Annotated in this window: 20 protein-coding genes and 2 pseudogenes; 9 read left to right on the top strand and 13 right to left on the bottom strand. The window is 52.0% G+C overall.

The window, feature by feature from the left end:
* Positions 1–84: 84 nt before the first annotated feature.
* From cpxR to trmL, 3 genes are all read left to right on the top strand, one after another.
* Complete coding sequence (cpxR, locus tag F9C28_RS09705) at positions 85–783, top strand: envelope stress response regulator transcription factor CpxR (RefSeq protein WP_199015012.1); 699 nt, start codon at positions 85–87, stop codon at positions 781–783.
* On the top strand, positions 780–2,156 hold the full coding sequence (cpxA, locus tag F9C28_RS09700) for an envelope stress sensor histidine kinase CpxA (protein ID WP_199015011.1): 1,377 nt from the start codon (positions 780–782) through the stop codon (positions 2,154–2,156). Before cpxR ends, cpxA begins: the two co-directional genes overlap by 4 nt.
* 86 nt (positions 2,157–2,242) lie before the next feature.
* Positions 2,243–2,716 (top strand): tRNA (uridine(34)/cytosine(34)/5-carboxymethylaminomethyluridine(34)-2'-O)-methyltransferase TrmL, encoded by a 474-nt coding sequence (gene trmL, locus F9C28_RS09695; protein WP_199015010.1) that lies wholly within the window; start codon positions 2,243–2,245, stop codon positions 2,714–2,716.
* Between the two features lie 53 nt (positions 2,717–2,769).
* On the opposite strand, the gene cysE is transcribed toward trmL, so the two are convergent.
* The 5 genes from cysE to F9C28_RS09670 form a co-directional block, all read right to left on the bottom strand.
* Positions 2,770–3,591 (bottom strand): serine O-acetyltransferase, encoded by an 822-nt coding sequence (gene cysE, locus F9C28_RS09690; protein ID WP_199015009.1) that lies wholly within the window; start codon positions 3,589–3,591, stop codon positions 2,770–2,772.
* Positions 3,592–3,664: 73 nt separating this feature from the next.
* Positions 3,665–4,684, bottom strand: a complete 1,020-nt coding sequence (gene gpsA, locus F9C28_RS09685) for an NAD(P)H-dependent glycerol-3-phosphate dehydrogenase (protein ID WP_199015008.1) — start codon at positions 4,682–4,684, stop codon at positions 3,665–3,667.
* Positions 4,684–5,151 carry a protein-export chaperone SecB gene (gene secB, locus F9C28_RS09680; protein ID WP_199015007.1) on the bottom strand — a complete coding sequence of 156 codons (468 nt, stop codon included), beginning with the start codon at positions 5,149–5,151 and terminating at the stop codon, positions 4,684–4,686. The genes gpsA and secB overlap by 1 nt, the downstream gene beginning before the upstream one ends.
* A 47-nt stretch (positions 5,152–5,198) precedes the next feature.
* A complete protein-coding gene (gene grxC, locus F9C28_RS09675) occupies positions 5,199–5,450 on the bottom strand; it encodes a glutaredoxin 3 (RefSeq protein WP_199015006.1) in 252 nt (83 codons plus the stop codon).
* 19 nt (positions 5,451–5,469) lie between these two features.
* On the bottom strand, positions 5,470–5,901 hold the full coding sequence (locus F9C28_RS09670; protein ID WP_199015005.1) for a rhodanese-like domain-containing protein: 432 nt from the start codon (positions 5,899–5,901) through the stop codon (positions 5,470–5,472).
* A gap of 249 nt (positions 5,902–6,150) precedes the next feature.
* On the opposite strand from F9C28_RS09670, the gene gpmM reads away from it, so the two are divergent.
* From gpmM to F9C28_RS09655, 3 genes are read left to right on the top strand one after another with little or no spacing between them, the layout of a single operon-like run.
* The gene (gene gpmM / locus F9C28_RS09665) at positions 6,151–7,698 is read left to right on the top strand and encodes a 2,3-bisphosphoglycerate-independent phosphoglycerate mutase (RefSeq protein WP_199015004.1); all 1,548 of its coding nucleotides are present in this window, start codon (positions 6,151–6,153) and stop codon (positions 7,696–7,698) included.
* Positions 7,699–7,707: 9 nt separating this feature from the next.
* Positions 7,708–8,988 (top strand): murein hydrolase activator EnvC, encoded by a 1,281-nt coding sequence (gene envC, locus F9C28_RS09660; protein WP_199015003.1) that lies wholly within the window; start codon positions 7,708–7,710, stop codon positions 8,986–8,988.
* A gap of 3 nt (positions 8,989–8,991) precedes the next feature.
* The gene (locus tag F9C28_RS09655) at positions 8,992–9,936 is read left to right on the top strand and encodes a divergent polysaccharide deacetylase family protein (RefSeq protein WP_199015002.1); all 945 of its coding nucleotides are present in this window, start codon (positions 8,992–8,994) and stop codon (positions 9,934–9,936) included.
* A gap of 46 nt (positions 9,937–9,982) precedes the next feature.
* Here the strand turns inward: F9C28_RS09655 and tdh are convergent, their stop codons facing one another.
* Together tdh and kbl are read right to left on the bottom strand one after the other, a co-directional pair.
* Positions 9,983–11,008, bottom strand: a complete 1,026-nt coding sequence (gene tdh, locus F9C28_RS09650; RefSeq protein WP_199015001.1) for an L-threonine 3-dehydrogenase — start codon at positions 11,006–11,008, stop codon at positions 9,983–9,985.
* 9 nt (positions 11,009–11,017) lie between these two features.
* Positions 11,018–12,214, bottom strand: a complete 1,197-nt coding sequence (gene kbl, locus F9C28_RS09645; RefSeq protein WP_199015000.1) for a glycine C-acetyltransferase — start codon at positions 12,212–12,214, stop codon at positions 11,018–11,020.
* A gap of 233 nt (positions 12,215–12,447) precedes the next feature.
* Here kbl and rfaD point away from each other — a divergent pair, with 233 nt between their 5' ends.
* From rfaD to rfaC, 3 genes are read left to right on the top strand one after another with little or no spacing between them, the layout of a single operon-like run.
* Positions 12,448–13,380 (top strand): ADP-glyceromanno-heptose 6-epimerase, encoded by a 933-nt coding sequence (gene rfaD / locus F9C28_RS09640; protein ID WP_199014999.1) that lies wholly within the window; start codon positions 12,448–12,450, stop codon positions 13,378–13,380.
* 13 nt (positions 13,381–13,393) lie between these two features.
* The gene (gene rfaF, locus F9C28_RS09635) at positions 13,394–14,440 is read left to right on the top strand and encodes an ADP-heptose--LPS heptosyltransferase RfaF (protein ID WP_199014998.1); all 1,047 of its coding nucleotides are present in this window, start codon (positions 13,394–13,396) and stop codon (positions 14,438–14,440) included.
* Positions 14,441–14,443: 3 nt separating this feature from the next.
* The gene (rfaC, locus tag F9C28_RS09630; RefSeq protein ID WP_199014997.1) at positions 14,444–15,409 is read left to right on the top strand and encodes a lipopolysaccharide heptosyltransferase RfaC; all 966 of its coding nucleotides are present in this window, start codon (positions 14,444–14,446) and stop codon (positions 15,407–15,409) included.
* Between the two features lie 6 nt (positions 15,410–15,415).
* Here rfaC and F9C28_RS09625 read toward each other — a convergent pair whose 3' ends face one another.
* The 6 genes and pseudogenes from F9C28_RS09625 to waaO form a co-directional block, all read right to left on the bottom strand.
* Positions 15,416–16,558 (bottom strand): O-antigen ligase family protein, encoded by a 1,143-nt coding sequence (locus F9C28_RS09625; protein ID WP_233149011.1) that lies wholly within the window; start codon positions 16,556–16,558, stop codon positions 15,416–15,418.
* Between the two features lie 173 nt (positions 16,559–16,731).
* The gene (locus tag F9C28_RS09620; protein ID WP_199014995.1) at positions 16,732–17,505 is read right to left on the bottom strand and encodes a glycosyltransferase family 25 protein; all 774 of its coding nucleotides are present in this window, start codon (positions 17,503–17,505) and stop codon (positions 16,732–16,734) included.
* Positions 17,505–18,209: pseudogene (gene waaZ / locus F9C28_RS09615) on the bottom strand (3-deoxy-D-manno-oct-2-ulosonate III transferase WaaZ); the annotation flags it as partial. The pseudogene waaZ and the gene F9C28_RS09620, both read right to left, overlap by 1 nt.
* 95 nt (positions 18,210–18,304) lie before the next feature.
* A complete protein-coding gene (gene rfaY, locus F9C28_RS09610; protein ID WP_199014993.1) occupies positions 18,305–19,003 on the bottom strand; it encodes a lipopolysaccharide core heptose(II) kinase RfaY in 699 nt (232 codons plus the stop codon).
* A 16-nt stretch (positions 19,004–19,019) separates the two neighbouring features.
* Positions 19,020–20,027, bottom strand: a pseudogene (locus F9C28_RS09605) (glycosyltransferase family 8 protein).
* 18 nt (positions 20,028–20,045) lie between these two features.
* Positions 20,046–21,062: a lipopolysaccharide 3-alpha-galactosyltransferase gene (gene waaO / locus F9C28_RS09600; RefSeq protein ID WP_199014992.1), complete on the bottom strand. Its 1,017-nt coding sequence runs from the start codon at positions 21,060–21,062 to the stop codon at positions 20,046–20,048.
* Between the last annotated feature and the right edge of the window lie 16 nt (positions 21,063–21,078).

Raw genomic sequence — 21,078 nt, 5'->3', positions numbered from 1 at the left:
ACTAGCGTCAGGGGGTGTAAAACAACGTAAAGTCATGGATTAGCCAACCTGGATGACGTAATTTCTGCCTCGGAGGTAATAAAAATGAATAAAATACTGTTAGTCGATGACGATCGCGAGCTAACGTCCCTGTTAAAGGAACTGCTCGACATGGAAGGTTTCAACGTGCTGGTTGCTCACGATGGTGAACAAGCGCTTAGCATGTTGGATGACAGCATCGATCTGTTATTACTTGATGTGATGATGCCGAAGAAAAACGGTATCGACACTTTGAAAGAGTTACGCCAGACACATCAGACCCCCGTCATTATGCTTACCGCGCGCGGTAGTGAGCTGGATCGCGTCCTCGGGCTGGAGCTCGGTGCTGATGACTACCTGCCAAAACCGTTTAACGACCGCGAACTGGTCGCCCGCATTCGCGCTATTCTGCGTCGTTCGCACTGGAGCGAGCAGCAGCAGAACAGCGACACCGGCTCACCGAACCTTGACGTTGATGCCCTGAGCCTGAACCCAGGCCGCCAGGAAGCCAGCTTCGACGGCCAGACCCTGGAGCTGACCGGGACTGAGTTCACCCTGCTCTATTTGCTGGCCCAGCACCTCGGCCAGGTGGTATCCCGGGAACACCTTAGCCAGGAAGTGCTGGGTAAACGCCTGACACCGTTTGACCGGGCGATTGATATGCATATCTCCAACTTGCGCCGTAAATTACCGGAGCGTAAGGACGGTCACCCCTGGTTTAAAACGCTGCGTGGACGGGGCTACCTGATGGTATCCGCTTCATGATAAGTAGTCTTACCGCGCGCATTTTCGCCATTTTCTGGCTTACGCTGGCGCTGGTGTTAATGCTGGTGTTGATGTTACCAAAACTCGACTCACGCCAAATGACGGAGCTGATGGAAAGCGAACAACGTCAGGGCGTGATGATCGAGCAGCATGTCGAAGCAGAACTAACGACTGATCCACCCAATGATCTGATGTGGTGGCGACGTTTGTATCGCGCCATTGAGAAATGGGCACCGCCTGGCCAGCGCCTGTTGCTGGTGACCAGCGAAGGGCGCGTGATTGGCGCACAGCGCGATGAGATGCAGATCATTCGTAACTTTATTGGCCAGTCCGATAATGCCGATCACCCACAAAAAAAGAAATATGGCCGTTCAGAGATGGTTGGCCCATTTTCGGTGCAGGACGGCGAAGATAACTACCAGCTTTATATGATTCGCCCCGCCAGCAGTTCACAGTCAGATTTCATCAATTTGTTGTTTGACAGGCCGCTATTGCTATTGATTGTGACCATGCTGGTCAGCTCACCGCTGCTGTTATGGCTGGCGTGGAGCCTGGCGAAACCGGCCCGTAAGCTGAAAAACGCCGCCGATGAAGTTGCCCAGGGGAATTTACGCCAGCACCCGGAGCTGGAAGCAGGCCCCCAGGAATTCCTGGCGGCAGGCGCCAGCTTCAACCAAATGGTGACCGCGCTGGAACGCATGATGACCAGCCAGCAGCGCTTGCTGTCCGATATTTCTCACGAGCTGCGTACGCCACTCACCCGTTTACAGTTGGGTACTGCGCTCTTGCGCCGCAGAAGCGGTGAAAGCAAAGAGCTGGAGCGTATTGAAACGGAGGCCCAGCGGCTGGACGGTATGATCAATGATCTGTTGGTCATGTCCCGGGAGCAGCAAAAAACGGCCCTGGTCAGCGAAACCCTGAAAGCAAACCAGCTGTGGGGAGAGATGCTGGATAATGCCGCCTTTGAAGCTGAGCAGAAAGGTAAGTCACTCAAGATAACGTATCCGCCCGGGCCGTGGCTGCTCTACGGTAACCCGAACTCGCTCGAAAGTGCGCTGGAAAATATTGTCCGCAATGCGCTGCGCTATTCGCATACCGAAATCGCCGTAAACTTCGCCGTGGATAATCAGGGCATCACCATCACCGTTGATGATGACGGCCCAGGCGTCAGCCCGACAGACCGCGAGCAAATCTTCCGGCCGTTCTTCCGCACCGATGAAGCCCGGGATCGTGAATCCGGCGGTACCGGTTTAGGTCTGGCTATCGTGGATAATGTCGTTAAGCAGCATCAGGGCTGGGTCAAAGCCGATGATAGCCCGCTGGGTGGCCTGCGTTTGATTTTGTGGCTACCGCTCTATCACCGAACCAAGTAGCCATTCTCCCGGGAAGCTCATCCCGGCAGTAAGATCCCTTCCGCCCCAAAGTCTGCTATTCTGCGCCCCCTGAGAAGGGGGCTTTCATGCTTAATATCGTCTTATACGAACCAGAGATTCCACCTAATACCGGCAATATCATTCGCCTGTGCGCGAATACCGGCTTCCGCCTGCATATCATCGAACCCATGGGGTTTACCTGGGATGATAAACGCCTGCGCCGTGCAGGGCTCGATTACCATGAGTTTGCGGCGGTGATACGCCATCACGATTATGCGGCGTTCCTTGAGGCCCAGCAGCCACAGCGGCTATTTGCCCTGACAACCAAAGGAACCCCGGCCCACAGCGCGGTAAGTTATCAGGACGGGGATTATCTGATGTTTGGCCCGGAAACCCGTGGCCTGCCTGCCAGCATCCTGGATGAACTGCCTAAAGAGCAGAAGATTCGCATCCCGATGATGCCGGACAGCCGCAGTATGAACTTGTCGAATTCTGTCGCCGTGGTGGTGTTTGAAGCCTGGCGCCAGCTGGGGTATCCCGGGGCAGTGCTACGCAGTTAATGGCACAGTGATAGTGAACTAACAGGGCCTGCCGCCAGGCAGGCCAGTGAGGTTCAGATACCATCCCCGTATTCAAAGCCGTGGTTGATACCGTTAAAGTGCTGATCCATATCGATGGCCGGTTTATCGCTTTCCGGCTTGCCGACAATCCGCGCCGGTACGCCCGCCGCGGTGGTGTGCGGTGGAATCGGCTGTAATACCACAGAACCTGCCCCGATCTTTGCCCCGCGGCCAACTTCGATATTGCCGAGAATTTTCGCCCCCGCGCCAATCATCACCCCTTCACGGATCTTCGGATGACGATCGCCGCTGGTTTTCCCGGTCCCCCCCAGGGTGACCGATTGCAAAATCGACACGTCATTCTCGACCACCGCCGTTTCACCGATCACAATCCCGGTAGCGTGATCCAGCATGATCCCGCGGCCAATGTTTGCCGCCGGGTGAATATCCACCTGGAAAGAGACAGAAACCTGATTTTGTAAAAACACCGCCAGCGCCCGGCGCCCCTGTGACCACAGCCAGTGGCCAATGCGATACGCCTGCAGGGCGTGAAAGCCTTTCAGGTAGAGCAGCGGCGTGGAGTATTTATCAACGGCGGGATCCCGGGTACGGACAGCCTGAATATCGCAGGCGGCGGAGGCTATCATTTCTGGATCGGCCGCATACGCCTCTTCCACCACTTCACGAATGGCAATGGCGGGCATAATCGGTGAGGCCAGCTTGTTCGCCAGCATATAGCTGAGGGCACTGCCTAAATTTTCATGTTTCAGCAACGTCGCATGGTAAAAACTGGCCAGCATTGGCTCACAGTCCGCAAGGGATCGGGCTTCGGCTTTAATGTTATTCCACACGATATCCAGTTCTTCACACGGCATTGCTCTCTCCAGGGAAAAGTGGCCGGTGAGCTTCACAGCCCCCGGCGCTATACAGGTAATGACCGGCGTGTCCCTACTGATGACCTCTTTCGTCCTTACGGGTCCGGCCTAATAGCGTTAATGCTGCCTCGCGCGCATTTTTTCCGCAATATAATACCTGATAAATTTCCTCGGTTATTGGCATTTCTACGCCATTACGCGCCGCCAGTTCGCGCACCTCTTTGGTGTTGCGATAGCCTTCAACCACCTGGCCGATTTTTTGCTGTGCCGTGGTCACATCCAGCCCCTGGCCAAGCATCATGCCAAAGCGACGGTTACGGGATTGATTATCGGTACAGGTCAGCACCAAATCCCCTAACCCGGCCATGCCCATAAAGGTTTCGGGGTCCGCGCCCAGTGCGGTGCCCAGACGGGTCATCTCGGCCAGACCGCGGGTGATAAGCGCCGTGCGGGCATTCGCCCCAAAGCCAATACCATCTGAGATCCCGGCACCAATGGCGATGACGTTTTTAATTGCCCCGCCCAGCTGCACGCCAATAAAGTCAGGATTGCTGTATACCCGGAAGCTTTTTCCACAGTGCAGCAGTTGCTGTAAATCGCGGGTGAAGTCGCTATCGGTCGATGCCACTGCAATGGCCGTGGGCAGCCCGGAGGCCAGCTCTTTGGCAAATGTCGGCCCGGAAATCACCGCCAGCGGGATCGCATCCCCCAGCGCCTCTCTGGCGACATCCTGTAGCAGGCGGCCGGTATCGGCCTCCAGCCCTTTCGTCGCCCAGACAATCCGGGCATCAGCGCGCATCAGCGGTTTGATTTCGCGCAGCACTTCACCAAAGACATGGCTCGGCACCACTACCAGAATATCCCGGCTGGCGGCCAGCGCCGTCGCCAGATCCGCTTCCAGGTACAACGAGTCAGGGAAAGGAACATCCGGCAGGAAAGCGCTATTACAGCGCTCTGCCTGCAGCGTGGCAATGTGGGCAGGATCATGCCCCCACAGCACGACGTTGTGACCATTTCTTGCCACTGTGATAGCAAGAGCGGTGCCGTACGAGCCGGCACCGATAACAGTCATAGAAGCATTAATGCTGTTCATCAGGCATCCTGATGTTCTGGCGCACCTTCACCGGCTTGTTGCTGCAGATAATTCATGAACAGTGCATCGAAGTTAACCGGTGCAAGGTTCAGCTGCGGGAACGTGCCGCGGGATACCAGGCTGGTAATACATTCACGCGCATACGGGAACAGAATGTTCGGGCAGTACGCACCCAGGCAATGTGCCAGCTGCGTGCCATCAATACCGGCAACGGAGAAGATACCCGCCTGCTGAACTTCACACAGGAATGCGGTTTCTTCGCCCAGAGAAGCGGTAACCGTCACACGCAGTACAACTTCATAAACATCGTCTGCCAGCTGGGTGGATGCAGTATCCAGATCCAGTTTGACTTCAGGCTGCCAGTCTTTCTGGAAGACCTGCGGCGCAGACGGTGCCTCAAAAGAGATATCCTTGGTGTAAACACGTTGGATCTGGAAAGCCATTTCGGCATTGTTTTGTTCTGACATGAATCAACCCTTAAAAAGTATAGTCCTTAGTAAAATATACTGTTGCCTCAGCGCAGCAGGGAATCGAGTCCACCACGAGCATCCAGCGCGTACAAGTCATCACAGCCACCAATGTGCTGTTCATCAATAAAAATCTGCGGCACCGTCGTCCTGCCGCTGCGCTGGATCATCACCTCACGCAGATCAGCATTGCCATCAATCGGTAACTCGTCAAAAGTAACCCCTTTGCTGGCCAGCAGCGCTTTCGCACGATGGCAGTAAGGGCAGGTTGCTTTGGTATAAATTTCGATTTTTGCCATGACTACACCTCAGTAGATATTATTTGCCGCGCACCAGAGGGAGGTTTTCACCGCTCCAGCCAGCAATACCTTCTTTCAGGACCATAACGCGCTCAAAACCGGCTTTCGCCAACAGCGAGGCGGATTCCTGCGCGTTCATACCGGTACCGTCAACCAGGATAACCGGTTTCGCTTTATGCTTTTCCAGCTCGCCTAAATTGCCGCTTTTAATGTCACCGGACAGCACATTCAGCGCATTGGTGATATGGCCTTTACGGAAGTCATCACGCTGGCGGATATCAACCACTACCGCATCTTCTTTGTTGATCAGATACGTTACCTGGCTACGGGTAATGACTTTGACCTTAGAAGCAAGGCCTTTAAAGGTAGTGACAATCACTGCCACCAGCAAACCGACCCACGCTATACTCAGAACAGGGTGACGGCTAACAAATTGCATAATTTCTTGCATGGGGGGTAACAACTCCCGAGAGGTTGAACAAAAAACCAGGAAGGGAGTATACCTGCGTGTTGCTCCAATTACAGCCAGTCGTCAGGCTGATATCTATTTTCTGAGGCCTGCAACCTGAAAAATTCGCCGCTACGCGTAAAACTCGCCTCACCGTACACGCTTTTTTTGATCTTCTGAGGCTATTCACCGCCCCTTACTGTAGTAAAATTACGCAAATTTTTTTGTCTTTGGCCTACAGAGGTTGTTGCAATGTCAGTGTCTAAAAAACCAATGGTTCTGGTTATTCTTGATGGTTATGGTTATCGCGAAGATCAACAAGATAACGCCATCCTTAACGCAAAAACGCCGGTAATGGATAAACTGTGGGCAACCCGCCCCCACTCCCTGATCAACGCTTCCGGCCTGGAAGTGGGTCTGCCTGATGGCCAGATGGGTAACTCTGAAGTGGGCCACGTCAACCTGGGTGCCGGCCGCATCGTGTATCAGGATCTGACCCGCCTGGATGTGGAAATCAAAGAACGCGCCTTCTTCGCCAACCCGGTACTGTGCGGCGCCGTTGACCAGGCCACTGCCGCGGGTAAAGCCGTGCACATTATGGGCCTGCTCTCTGCGGGCGGTGTTCACAGCCACGAAGACCACATCATGGCAATGGTTGAGCTGGCCGCAGAACGCGGTGCAGAGAAAATCTACCTGCACGCCTTCCTCGATGGCCGCGACACCCCGCCGCGTAGCGCTGAAGCCTCACTGAAGAAATTTGAAGAAAAATTTGCGCAATTAGGCAAAGGCCGCGTGGCGTCTATTGTTGGCCGTTACTTTGCGATGGACCGCGATAACCGCTGGGATCGCGTTGAACAGGCTTATGATCTGATGACCATGGCGAAAGGTGAATTCCAGGCCGACAGCGCGGTTGCCGGGTTACAGGCGGCTTATGCCCGTGACGAAAACGACGAGTTTGTAAAAGCGACCGTTATCCGCGCCGCAGGCCAGGCCGATGCCGCCATGGAAGATGGCGATACGCTGATTTTCATGAACTTCCGCGCCGACCGTGCCCGTGAAATTACCCGCGCCTTCGTCAATGCTGATTTCGACGGTTTCTCCCGTAAGAAAGTGGTGAAACTGGGCAACTTCGTAATGCTGACCGAATACGCCGCCGACATCAAAACCGTCTGTGCCTATCCGCCGGCCTCACTGGCCAATACCTTCGGCGAATGGATGGCGAAACACGACAAAACCCAGCTGCGCATCTCCGAAACCGAAAAATACGCCCACGTCACCTTCTTCTTTAATGGCGGTGTGGAAGCGCCGTTCCCGGGTGAAGATCGCATCCTGATCAACTCCCCGAAAGTGGCCACCTACGACATGCAGCCAGAAATGAGCTCCGCAGAACTGACCAGCAAACTGGTTGGCGCCATCGAAAGCGGCAAATACGATGCCATCATCTGTAACTACCCGAATGGCGATATGGTTGGCCATACTGGCGATTACAATGCTGCCGTTGCGGCCGTAGAAGCACTGGACCACTGTGTTGAGCAAGTGACCAACGCCGTTACCGCCGTCGGCGGGCAGTTGCTGATCACCGCAGACCACGGTAATGCTGAACAGATGCGTGACCCGGCCACGGGCCAGGCGCATACCGCACACACCAGCCTGCCGGTTCCGCTTATCTATGTTGGCGATAAACCACTCCAGGCAGTGGAAGGCGGTAAGCTTTCTGACCTGGCACCGACCATGCTCAGCCTGATGGGAATGGAAATCCCGCAAGAGATGACTGGTAAGCCGCTGTTCATCGTGAAATAATCCTGCCCCATGAGGGGAAAGGCACTTATTTTATTCTCTGGGGGCAACGCGGCTTCAGCCACGATTAAGCCCCTGCTTTACGCCAGCGTGCTCAGCGCTGGCGTATTGTTATGCCCTTTTTTCACCCATGCAGACGACCGGGCGCAACTTAAGTCAATTCAGCAGGATATCGCCGCCAAAGAGCGCGTTGTCCGCCAGCAGCAACAGCAACGCAGCTCACTCCAAGCGCAGTTAAAGGCCCAGGAGCAGGCGATTGCCGATGCCACCCGCAAATTACGTGATACCCAGAATACCCTGAACGATCTGAACAAACAGATAGCCACCATGAACGCCTCAATTGCGAAGCTGGAGCAGCAAAAAGCCGCCCAGGAGCAAAATCTGGCGGCCATGCTGGATGCCGCCTTTCGCCAGGGGCAAAGTTCGGGTATTGAATTTGTCCTGAACGGCAAAGAAACGGAACGCACCGAGCGGCTGCAAATGTATTTTCACTACTTCAATCAGGCCCGCCAGCAGGCCATTGAAGCACTGAAAAAGACCAGCGAAGACGTTGCCGCCCAAAAAGCCGTGCTGGAAGATAAACAATCCCAGCAGCAGACATTGCTCTATGAGCAACAGGCCGAACAGCGCCGCTTGCAGGCGGCCCGTAACGAACGTCAGAAAACCATCAATAGCCTGAACACCTCGATTCAGAAAGGCCAGCAACAGATAACCGAACTGCGCCAGAACGAAAATCGCTTACGCAGCAGTATCGCCCGCGCTGAAGCCGCCGCCCGCGCCAAAGCGGAAAGCGAAGCCCGGGAGGCCGATCAGGTTCGTTCACGCCAGCAGGACGCCTCACGTAAAGGCACCACTTATAAACCCACCGAGAGCGAACGCTCCCTGATGGCCCGCACTGGCGGCCTCGGCTCGCCGCGCGGCCAGGCATTCTGGCCGGTACGGGGATCGTTGCTGCACCGCTACGGCGAACAGCTCCAGGGTGAGCTGCGCTGGAAAGGGATCGTGATTGCCGCTTCCGAAGGGACCGAGGTCCGCGCGATTGCCGATGGCCGGGTGATCCTCGCCGACTGGCTACAGGGCTACGGGCTGGTTGTGGTGGTCGAACACGGTAAAGGCGATATGAGCCTGTACGGCTATAATCAAAGTGCCCTTGTGAGTGTCGGTACCCAGGTTCGGGCTGGCCAGGCCATTGCACTGGTCGGTAACAGCGGCGGCCAGGGCAGACCATCACTCTATTTTGAAATTCGTCGCCAGGGTCAGGCGGTCAATCCACAGCCGTGGTTGGGAAGATAAGTTTTGCTACAATTTCGTCATATTCTTTCAGGTCTGGTCGGCATCATGGCTGTTCTCACCTCCACAGCGTATGCCGGCAAACTTTCGATCGTTATTGATGACTTCGGTTATCGCCCGCAAACAGAAAACCAGGTTATTGCCATGCCGGCTAATATCTCGGTGGCGGTGCTCCCGAATGCGCCCCACGCCAGAGAAATGGCCACGAAAGCGCATGCGGCAGGCCACGAGGTGCTGATCCATCTGCCTATGGCCCCCCTCAGCAAACAACCGCTGGAAAAAGACACCCTGCGCCCGGAGATGAGCAGCGCGGAAATCGCGCGCATCATCAGCGAGGCGGTGCACAAGGTCCCTTATGCCGTCGGGCTGAATAACCATATGGGAAGCGCCATGACCTCCAGCCTGTTTGGCATGCAGAAGGTGATGCAAACCCTCGACAACTATAATCTCTACTTCCTGGACAGCATGACCATCGGCAACAGCCAGGCGATGCGCGCCGCGGCCGGTACCCGGGTTAAAGTCATCAAGCGCAAAGTCTTCCTCGATGACACCCAGAACGAAGCCGATATCCGTTATCAATTTAACCGGGCTATCAACCTCGCCCGCCGCACCGGTTCAGCCATTGCGATTGGCCACCCGCACCCCACCACGGTGAGAGTGCTCCAGCAAATGGTCTATAACCTGCCCCCGGATATTACCCTGGTGCGCCCCAGCAGCTTGCTGAATGAGCCCCAGGTCGATAATTCGACCGCCCCTGCCGTACCTCAGCAGGCTAGCCAGCGCACTCCGGCAGCGCCTTCACTGCGCACGGTGCTGAAAGGGTGCCGGGCCAAACAGCCGCCGCAGCCGGTTTACGCCACCGCCTTCTTCACCGCTATCGGCGACAGTATTCAGCAGAGCAATCTGGTGAAATATATGGTGAACCAGTGGCAGGGCTGGCAGAAGAAATAGCCGGTTACCGATCAAGCAGGGGCAACGTTATGCCCCTGCAGCACGATTAATCCCAGCTCAGAACCACTTTCCCGGACTGGCCAGAACGCATAGCGTCAAAGCCTTTCTGGAAGTCATCAATGGCGAAACGGTGGGTAATGATAGGCGACAGGTCCAGGCCGGACTGAATCAGGGCGGCCATCTTGTACCAGGTTTCGAACATTTCCCGGCCATAAATCCCTTTGATAAACAGCCCCTTAAAAATAACTTTATTCCAGTCGATCGCCATGTCCCCCGGGGGGATGCCCAACATGGCAATCCGCCCACCGTGGTTCATGGTATCCAGCATGGCGCGGAAGGCCGGAGGCGCCCCGGACATTTCCAGGCCCACATCAAACCCTTCAGTCATTCCCAGCTCGCCCATCACCGCGTCAAGGCTCTCCTCGCTGACATTGACCGCCCGGGTCACGCCCATATCTCTGGCCAGCGCCAGCCGGTAGTCATTGACGTCGGTGATCACCACATTGCGGGCGCCCACATGTTTAGCCACCGCCGCGGCCATAATGCCAATCGGGCCTGCGCCGGATACCAGCACATCTTCCCCGACCAGATCAAACGAGAGCGCCGTATGGACCGCGTTACCAAATGGGTCAAAGATAGCGGCAAGATCATCTGAAATATTGTCCGGGATTTTGAAGGCATTAAACGCCGGGATCACCAGATACTCGGCAAAACAGCCCGGACGGTTAACCCCCACGCCAATGGTATTGCGGCACAGGTGGGTGCGCCCGCCCCGGCAGTTACGGCAGTGCCCACAGGTGATATGCCCCTCCCCGGACACCCGATCACCAATAGCAAACCCCCGCACCTCCTGACCAATGCCGACCACTTCCCCGACATACTCATGGCCAACAACCATCGGCACCGGAATGGTCTTCTGGGCCCACTGATCCCAGTTGTAAATATGGACATCGGTACCGCAAATCGCTGTTTTTCGGATTTTGATCAGCAGATCGTTATGGCCCATTTCCGGTGGCGGAACGTCGGTCATCCAGATCCCTTCGGTTGCTTTCAGCTTTGCTAATGCTTTCATAACCTATCCTCAGACAATCACACCCAGTTTTTTACCAATCCGCGTAAACGCGGCAACGGCGTCTTCGATCTGCTGTGGCGTATGTGCCGCGGACATTTGGGTCCGAATACGCGCCTGGCCCTTCGGTACCACCGGATAAAAGAACCCGGTGACATAAATCCCTTCGTTTTGCAGCTCCCGGGCGAAGTTTTGCGCGACTACCGCATCCCCCAGCATTACCGGGATGATGGCGTGGTCCGCACCAGCCAGGGTGAAGCCCGCGGCGTGCATTTTTTCCCGGAACAGCCGGGCATTCGCCCACAGGCGCTCACGCAATGCGGCGCCGGACTCCAGCATCTCCAGGACGCTAATCGAGGCAGATACAATGGCTGGCGCCAGGGAGTTAGAAAACAGATACGGGCGGGAGCGCTGGCGCAGCCACTCGACCACCTCTTTGCGGCCAGCCGTGTAGCCGCCGGACGCCCCGCCCAGCGCTTTACCAAGGGTGCCAGTAATAATATCCACCCGATCCATCACGCCGCAGAATTCGTGGGTACCGCGGCCATTCTCCCCCACAAACCCGACAGCGTGGGAGTCATCCACCATCACCAGCGCATCATACTGATCCGCCAGATCACAAATCCCTTTCAGGTTCGCTATCACGCCATCCATCGAGAACACGCCATCTGTCGCAATCAATATATGGCGGGCACCGGCGGCGTTGGCTTCCTGCAGGCGGGCTTCCAGCTCCTGCATGTTGTTATTGGCATAGCGGTAGCGCTGCGCTTTACACAGGCGCACGCCATCAATGATCGAGGCATGGTTCAGCGCATCAGAGATAATCGCGTCTTCCGGCCCGAGTAAGGTCTCAAAAAGGCCCCCGTTGGCGTCAAAACAGGAGGAGTAGAGGATGGCATCTTCCATCCCCAGGAAATTGGCCAGCTTGTGCTCCAGCGCTTTATGGTTGTCTTGCGTGCCGCAGATAAAGCGCACCGACGCCATACCAAAGCCGTACGTATCCATGCCGTGTTTTGCTGCCGCGATCAGCGCCGGATGGTTGGCGAGCCCCAGATAGTTATTGGCGCAAAAGTTAATCACCTGGCTGCCATCAGCAATCGTAATATCCGCCTGTTGGGCGGAGGTAATAATACGTTCTTGCTTAAATAATCCTTCCGCCCGGGCATTCCCGAGCTGATCGTTTAACTGCTGGTAAAAAGCCCCTCGCATCACAATTCTCCTGGTATGACTGATGTGGGCACATACTACCGAATGCCCCCGGACGTAAACGAGATGATGCTCCAGGCTTTATGATCTGGGCAGCATAAATGACGCTGATATAACAAACTTATGCCTCCCTCAGGGCGCGAATGCTGTCGGTGTACCAATGTAATGGTATGATAAGAAGCAGTAAGTCATGGGATATACCGTCCCGTGCCCCACATTTTTAAAGGCTAACGCATATGATCATTGTCACCGGCGGTGCTGGTTTTATCGGCAGTAACATTGTCAAAGCACTGAATGATAGCGGCTACCGCGACATCCTGGTTGTCGACAACCTGAAAGACGGTACCAAGTTCGTCAACCTGGTCGACCTGAGCATTGCCGACTACATGGATAAAGAAGATTTTCTGATCCAGATTATGTCCGGCGAAGAGTTTGGCGATATCGAAGCCGTGTTCCATGAGGGTGCCTGCTCATCAACCACCGAGTGGGACGGCAAGTACATGATGGACAACAACTATCAGTACTCCAAAGAGCTGCTGCACTACTGCATGGAGCGCGATATTCCGTTCCTGTATGCCTCTTCCGCCGCCACCTACGGTGGCCGGACCGCTGACTTTATCGAATCCCGCGAATATGAGCAGCCGCTGAACGTCTACGGCTACTCTAAATTCCTGTTCGACGAATATGTCCGCCAGATCCTGCCGGAAGCCACCTCCCAGATAACCGGCTTTCGCTATTTCAACGTTTATGGTCCGCGTGAAGGCCATAAAGGCAGCATGGCCAGTGTGGCCTTCCACCTGAACACCCAGTTGAACAACGGGGAAAACCCGAAACTGTTCGAAGGCAGCGACAGCTTCCGCCGCGATTTTATCTACGTTGGCGATGTGGCCGCGATGAATCTGTGGTTCTGGCAGAACGGCGTGTCCGGTATCTACAACTGCGGTACTGGCCAGGCCGAGTCCTTCCAGGCCGTTGCTGATGCCACCCTGGCATGGCATAAAAAAGGGCACATCGAGTACATTCCGTTCCCGGATAAACTCAAAGGCCGCTATCAGGCGTTTACTCAGGCTGATTTAACCCAGCTGCGCGCCGCCGGTTACGACAAGCCATTTAAAACCGTCGCCGAAGGCGTAACGGAATATATGGCCTGGCTGAACCGCGACGCATAACGGCTACTGGCGTATGAAAATACTGGTGATTGGCCCGTCATGGGTGGGCGACATGATGATGTCGCAAAGTCTGTACCGCACGCTCAGGGCGCGTTATCCCCAGGCGATAATTGATGTGATGGCACCCGCGTGGTGCCGTCCACTGTTAGCGCGTATGCCGGAAGTTAACCAGGCCATCGCGATGCCACTGGGCCACGGTGCGCTGGAAATAGGCGAGCGCCGCCGCCTCGGCATCAGCTTACGTGAGCTGCGTTATGACCGCGCTTATATCCTGCCTAATTCATTTAAATCCGCCCTGGTGCCTTTCTTTGCCCATATCCCCCACCGTACCGGGTGGCTGGGCGAAATGCGCTATGGCCTGCTAAATGATGCCCGCAAGCTGGATAAAGACGCCTGGCCTCTGATGGTCGAGCGTTATGTGGCGCTGGCTTATGACAAGGGCGTGATGCAAAGCGCCCGGGACCTGCCGCAGCCGCTGCTCTGGCCACAATTGCAGGTGAATGACGCCGAAAAAGCCCCGATGTGCGCTAAATTTAGCCTGCTCGCCGGGCGGCCAATTATTGGCTTCTGCCCGGGGGCGGAGTTCGGCCCGGCTAAACGCTGGCCCCACTACCACTACGCCACACTGGCCGCGACGCTCATTGATGAGGGCTATCAGATTGTCCTGTTTGGCTCCGCCAAAGATCACGACGCCGGTAATCAAATTCTTGCCTCACTCAGCAGTGAACAGCAAGCCTGCTGCTTCAACCTGGCCGGTGATACCGCACTGGATCAGGCGGTGGTCTTAATCGCTTCTTGCCAGGCAGTGGTCACCAATGACTCTGGTTTGATGCATGTGGCCGCCGCACTCGATCGCCCGCTGGTGGCCCTGTATGGCCCAAGCAGCCCGGACTTTACTCCACCGCTGTCCCACCGGGCCCGGGTTATCCGCCTGATTTCAGGGTATCTGAAAGTACGCAAAGGCGATGGCGCAGAGGGCTATCACCAGAGCCTGATTGATATCCAGCCAGAACGCGTTGTTGATGAACTACATGCCTTATTGCAGGAACAGGAAGCCTAACGGATGCGGGTGCTGATCGTAAAAACCTCGTCAATGGGGGATGTCCTGCACACCCTGCCTTCATTAACCGATGCCCAGAACCGCTTTCCCGATATCCGCTTTGACTGGGTTGTCGAGGAAGGATTCGCGCAGATCCCCTCCTGGCACAGAGCGGTGGATCGCGTGATTCCGGTGGCTTTACGCCGCTGGCGTAAAGCGTGGTTCTCCGCCGCGGTTCGTCAGGAAAGAAAGGCATTCCGCGATCGCCTGCAGGAAGTGCAATACGATGCGGTCATTGATGCCCAGGGGCTGTTAAAAAGCGCCGCCCTGGTGACCCGTCATGCAAAGGGCGTCAAACACGGGATGGATTGGCAAACCGCCCGGGAGCCGCTGGCAAGCCTGTTTTATCAACAGCGCCACCATATCCCCAGGCAGATGCACGCCGTAGAGCGGACCCGGATGTTATTCGCCCTGAGCCTCGGCTATACCAGGCCAGACACCCAGGGGGATTACGCCATTGCCCGGCGTTTTGTGACCAATGAGCCGGTCACAGACAGCCCTTATGCCATCTTCCTGCATGCCACCACCCGGGATGACAAACACTGGCCTGAGGCCCACTGGCGTGAGCTGATTGGTTTGCTTCAGGAAAGTGGTATCCATATCAAACTCCCCTGGGGCGCGCCCCATGAGGAAGCCCGGGCGAAGCGCCTGGCGCAAGGTTTTGCCCATGTGGAAGTGTTGCCGCGGATGAGCCTGGAAGGGATTGCCCGTGAACTGGCAGGGGCAAAGTATGTGGTGTCGGTAGATACCGGATTAAGCCACCTGGCGGCGGCCCTCGACAGGCCCAACATTACGCTGTATGGCCCGACGGATCCCGGATTAATTGGCGGGTATGGACAGCATCAACATGCTTGCTGTGCCGAAAGCAAAAATCTGCAGGATTTGCGCCCCGGCAAGGTCCTTGAGGCACTCAGGACCCTGCAGGGGTAATCAATATTACGATGCCCGAGTGCTGTGAGGCGTACCGGTACGCCTCGCGCCCTCATTGCACAGCACAATAGATAACAGCAGCCCGACAATCCATGACGCCGGAATAGGTTTGGCGTGGGTGATCACATCACTCAGCCCGAATAAGAAAATAGCCAGCGGAAACACCAGTAAGCTGTAGTTTTTACTTTTAAAACAGTAAAACACCATGCCCAGATAGAACAGCGCGATAAACAACACACCGGAGATCCCTTTAGTGGAATAGGCTTCAATAATCTCATTATGCATATGCACATCGAGATATTTTAACGCCCCCAGATAAATAGGATCATGTTGACTTAATTCGGTAATTTTCTGCGCCCGGGTTTCCAGAGACTGCCAGCCGATACCCGGTGCGGAATGGAAACCTGCCTGTACCATTGCCAGCCTGGCACCTACGGAAGTGTCACTGTTATTATTGTTATACTGTGAGATATCCTGGGTCATATCATCAACGCGCTGATTCACATCGTGGCGGAACAGTACGCCACAGACCACCAACAAACCGATCAGGGATGCGGTAATCTTCACCATGACTTTTTTATGCTGGCGGTTCTCAATCATGACCATCAGGATAATCATCGCCGGGTACGTGACGATAGCCGCACGGGTTCCGGTCATCACAACCGCGCTCAGGGTTAATAAAAAATTACCGTAAAACAATATCCAGCGGTATTTGGATTGGCTTTTTAAAATCGCGATGGCCGCAAACAGTGAGCAAAATGTCAGCATATAGGCCGCCACCGTAGCCGCCCCCATCTGGTTGATATTGCCCCCCATGGCCGATAACGGAATACGCTCGGCACCGAGGTAAAGGCTTTGGTAAAAGGCGCGACCAAAAAGGATACATTGCCCGACGACGGCAACAATCAAAAAAATCTTTTTGTATTCACGCTGTGCCACCCGGCTCAGGTAGAGCAGGCTAAAAAACGCCGCCACCATCATTTTCCCGGCTTCCAGGTATCCCCGGTAACCATTTTTATAAACCGCTAACCGCGTTTTAAACAGCACATACCAGAGTAAATCGACCAGACCAAGAATAAAAATCGGGGCAGCAACAATAAGTATAGTGCGATCAATCGTCGCCAGCTTTCGGTAATTTGCCACAATCATGAAAAATGATATCATGCCGGCTATATTTATTATCTTATTCGTATAGTTAGGATTTATTCCAACACAGATAAACCCTAACAGATACATAACCACAATAAGTTTCGCGGCAGTATTATCGAAACAGGACGTCTTTTTCATATTAAACATATATTCAATAAGTAATTATAAAATAATCATCTAAAAAAAGAGGAACAGAACACTCTCACCCATGATCTGGCAATCTTCAATTTCATATTTACAGCTCCTCTTTCCTCCTTATATCCTGCGGATTCAACGCGTTCCCGCTCTAAATGGCTGTTAGTTTCATTAACTTTGGGATGGATGATCATTTCGTTAAGATAATAATCATTTATTATTCCGTTTTGGGATAATAGCTTCCAGCTATCCGCATGATAAACCCCATAAGATGCGGTAAATTTAATAATTGATGCCGCCATTGAGGCATTCATCATATAGCAGCAAGCACGCCGTATTTTCTTTGCATTATAGTTTACCCGTTTGAATTTAAAGCCACCAAGGCGCCGACAGCTAAATAAACTTAACCCCAGCACGGGATAATCATGAAGGCCCTGCTGGCCTCCCAGCAGAAACAGCGCCTGCTTATCAAGTTGGCCGAGTGCTGTGGCATCAAGCTGTGCCATAAAGCGTTTAAAACGCTCATCAACAATCACGTCATCTTCCAGGATCACCGCCCACTCATGCTGCTCAGCCAACATTTTCTGATACAGGTATTGATGGCTTAATGCGCAGGCTATCTCGCCGTCAGACATCACATCGCCACGCCCCGTTTTTCTTGCCTGCTGGATCACGTCGCGGCAATCCGGGGATTTCGCATCCACGGCATCAAAAAATTCAAACGCAATACCAAGCGCCGAAAAATCAGCATTTATTTTATCGCGCCTGGCGGTATCACGTTTTAACGAAACGACATAAACAGGAATATTCATATATCGCTTACCTTATCCACCATAAATTTAAAGAACGGGATGATTTTTAAAAGATCATTGCTCAACTCGGAAGGCATTGGATTACTGCCTTCATCATAAAAACGCGTATATGCGCCAGTAAAATCTAACCCTGAACAAACAATATTTCTATACTTCAATGTATAAGCAATTTGTATCGCGGCATAAGCAACGGTATGGCATGAACAATATCCCAGAGTAATATCTTTGGAGAAGCCAACCAGCCGCCGCCGTTTTGAAGCAGGTACATTAATCAGCAGATCTTGATATATATTCGACAATATACCAAATTTTGCTTTTTTAAACAGACCACCTTTTTCGCGCTGATAGAGCGATTTAAGGATAAAACAGTTTTCGCTTAAATATTTTTTATCTTCCTGAGAAGCGCCCCAGTAAACGTCGGGATTAACAAATGTGAACTGACTACCTTGACTAAAACGATAAAAATCATCCCGTCGTCCTTTCAAAAACCTGACATCAGTTAACACGTAAATAAACGGTTTGATATTATGGTTAAGTAAATAATCCGCAGCCCCATTAACCGCAATAACATCTTTAGTGCGTAGCAGGGATAGCGGTGTTTTTACAGATGTAGGCCCAGACAAAAAAATAATAGTGTCATCGGAGGATCGTTTATCAGTCAAACGTTTTACGTCAGAACGGGAAACATAATTCACTATTCGCATAAAACACCCATAAGGTCGTGTAATTTAAGTTTTTTATAAAATCCTTAAACGTACCTATGCAACCAAAATAAAATCAAAAAACATAATAGTTTTTATTATCTTGCTTCTTTACCCTTCAACTTCCTAATGAAGTTTCTAAATTTTTTCTTATATACTAACAGATAATAGCCAAAGTCCCTAGTATCATTAGCAATACCATAATGGCGTTCCAGATCAATACGGTCTTTTGCTCTTCGTGACGCAGAGGGCCGCTTACCCGACAAATCAATGATCCGGACATTACCATCCTGAATGATGAAGTTTCCTTTGTGTGGGTCACCAGATACCATACCGTGCTGATGCAGCTCGGTAATAGATGCCGCTATTTTTGCTTTCAGGCCATCATCAATATCAGGAATATCAGACAGTTCAGTCCCTTCAATATACTCAATAAGCATAATGTAGGTGTGGACAAAGCGCAGCGTTTTCCGTTCGGCCAGCAGGTAGAAATCATTAACGGAATCCAGCCCTTCCTGACGGATACGCTCCGTTTGCTGGAACAGTTTCTCGTAATAATCCCCTTTCAGCATCGCCTTAAGGAAGCGTTCGGTTTTCTTAAGTTTAGGGGAAAATATTTTAAGGATCAGTTTACCGTACTGGGTATCTATCAGTAATACCTTAGTATCCTCAATATTTCGGAAAACCTTTAATACCTTAATGTCATAGGATAGAAAGTCGTTAAATACACTAATATACTTTTCACCGTCTGCTTTAGTGAAAACGACATAATCATTAACTTGATGTTTAATACTCATAGAGAACCAAAATAGATTAATTATTTGTACGTTTTTTTAGTAGATAAGCAACGCCCGCCATCGCCCCGGAGAGATACTTACCCTGGACCAGTAAATGCTTATAGCGTTTCTTCATTTCCATCATTGATTGCGCCTCACGGGGTGGATGATCTCGCCACGGTGAAGCGCTAAGCGCCCGCTGGTAAAACTGTGCAGAGGGATAGTTCGCCCATTTGTGCCAGGGCTTAGTGATCCCCGTGTAATGAATTAAAACGGTGCTATCAGTAATGATATTTTTATATTTCTGATGACTGCGATCTTTTAACTCATTCTTTAGCGTATATATCTTATTATAATCATTCGGCAGATATATATTATTCATTCGAAACGCAATGTTGAGTGCATCCTGATCGAGATATTTCAGAAAACCGTATTCAGTCTCGCCTCTTAGCAAGGTAAAAATGTAGTCGGTCAGGTTAGATTCATGCCATTTCTTTAAATTAACGTAGATAACGCCCGCATTAAAATACTTGCCTTCCATCTCTGGAATATTCAACCGGGTGACACTGGTTTTCTGTGTGCTGCCAGTATCAGGAATAACCGCAGCAAACTCATCATTAAACTGAATATCAGTGATGTATTTCAGGCTACCCTTACAAACCACATCCGCATCAAGATACAGCAACGTTGTAATACTTTGGCTTAAGTACTCAAACGACAACACCCGAAAATAGGTTGCATAGGACCAGAATGAGGATGTAGGAAGATCCAGAAAATAGTCAGGATCAATTAAATACACATTAATTTTGGTATTAAATTGCTGCGCAGTATTTTTAAAGTATGCCAGATAGGTATCATCTACATAATCCGTAAACACGTGGAAGACGCAATTTATATCCGGGTTATTTATCAGCACTGAAGATATCTAAACACCGGCACCAAATAAAAAATTCTTATCAATGCCGTAAGATATATTCAGTTCACGGAGATTACTATCAACGGCCTCACCATGAAAAGAATACACTTTTTTTATAAACTCAATCATAGTATTCCCTACGTGCGCTTATCCTTTAATCTTGAAATAGAAATAAAGAAGATAGTTAACTAACCCAGCAAGTGTCTTACCCTGCTTAAAATTATGCTTAGCACAATAGCGGGCATAGTTAGAGTTGTTCGGCTTCATTAATGGCGTATCACTCCACGGGGAGTTTTTCTGCGCAACCAGGAATGGCGTAGCGGAATCATACTGACTCCAGTAATGCCAGGGTTTGGTGGGCCCGACATAATGGATAAAAACGGTACTCTTACTAACAGGATTAACAAATGATTTTTTCAATTCATAATTAAGGCTAAATTGTGTATTGTATATGGCATCCACAAATTTCACTTTATCATGCAGGATAAGATTAAGGATATCCTGATCCATGTATGATAACATTCCGGTGATGTTTTTATCGGACAACATCTCCATCGCTTTGCCAGACACATGCTCTGCCGCCCATGCCGCGATATTCACCAGCAACATACCGGAGTTAAAATATCCTTTCCCGATTGCCGGACATTGCAGGCTTTTTGCCCGCAGCGCCCACCAGGATTTATCCCGCTCAGGCACAGCGCCTATCACATTATTATCCAGCGCAATATGCGTTAACGTCCGAATATCGCCATGGCATATAATATCCGCATCAAGATATAAAATGACATCCTGAGAGCCGATAAAATAATCGCCAATAATGAAGCGAAAATACATCGCAATCGACCAGTTTTTGGTGGTCGGCAGCGCGCGTAGCCTATCGCAATTTACGATATGAATATTAATGCATGTTTTACAGGAGGCCGCCATCCGGGAAAATCTGGTTATATCGTCCGGCGAAAGCTCATCAATAAAAACATGAAATACGAAATCCATTTCTCTATTATGAAGAAGAATAGAGGCAATAGAAACGCCACAACCAAACAGAAAGTTTTTATCAATGCCGTAAGCGATATGAAAACTTTCTTGCTTTGATGATGTATTACTTTCATCAAAGGTGATTGTGTCTTTAATCATTTCTTCAGTATTAAAATACTGATATCCCATACACCACCTCTAAAAG

Source organism: Shimwellia pseudoproteus, assembly GCF_016415625.1.
GTDB classification, from domain to species: Bacteria; Pseudomonadota; Gammaproteobacteria; order Enterobacterales; family Enterobacteriaceae; genus Shimwellia; species Shimwellia pseudoproteus.
The sequence above is the reverse complement of the archived record's forward strand: the minus strand, read 5'-3'. Positions and strand labels throughout refer to the sequence as shown.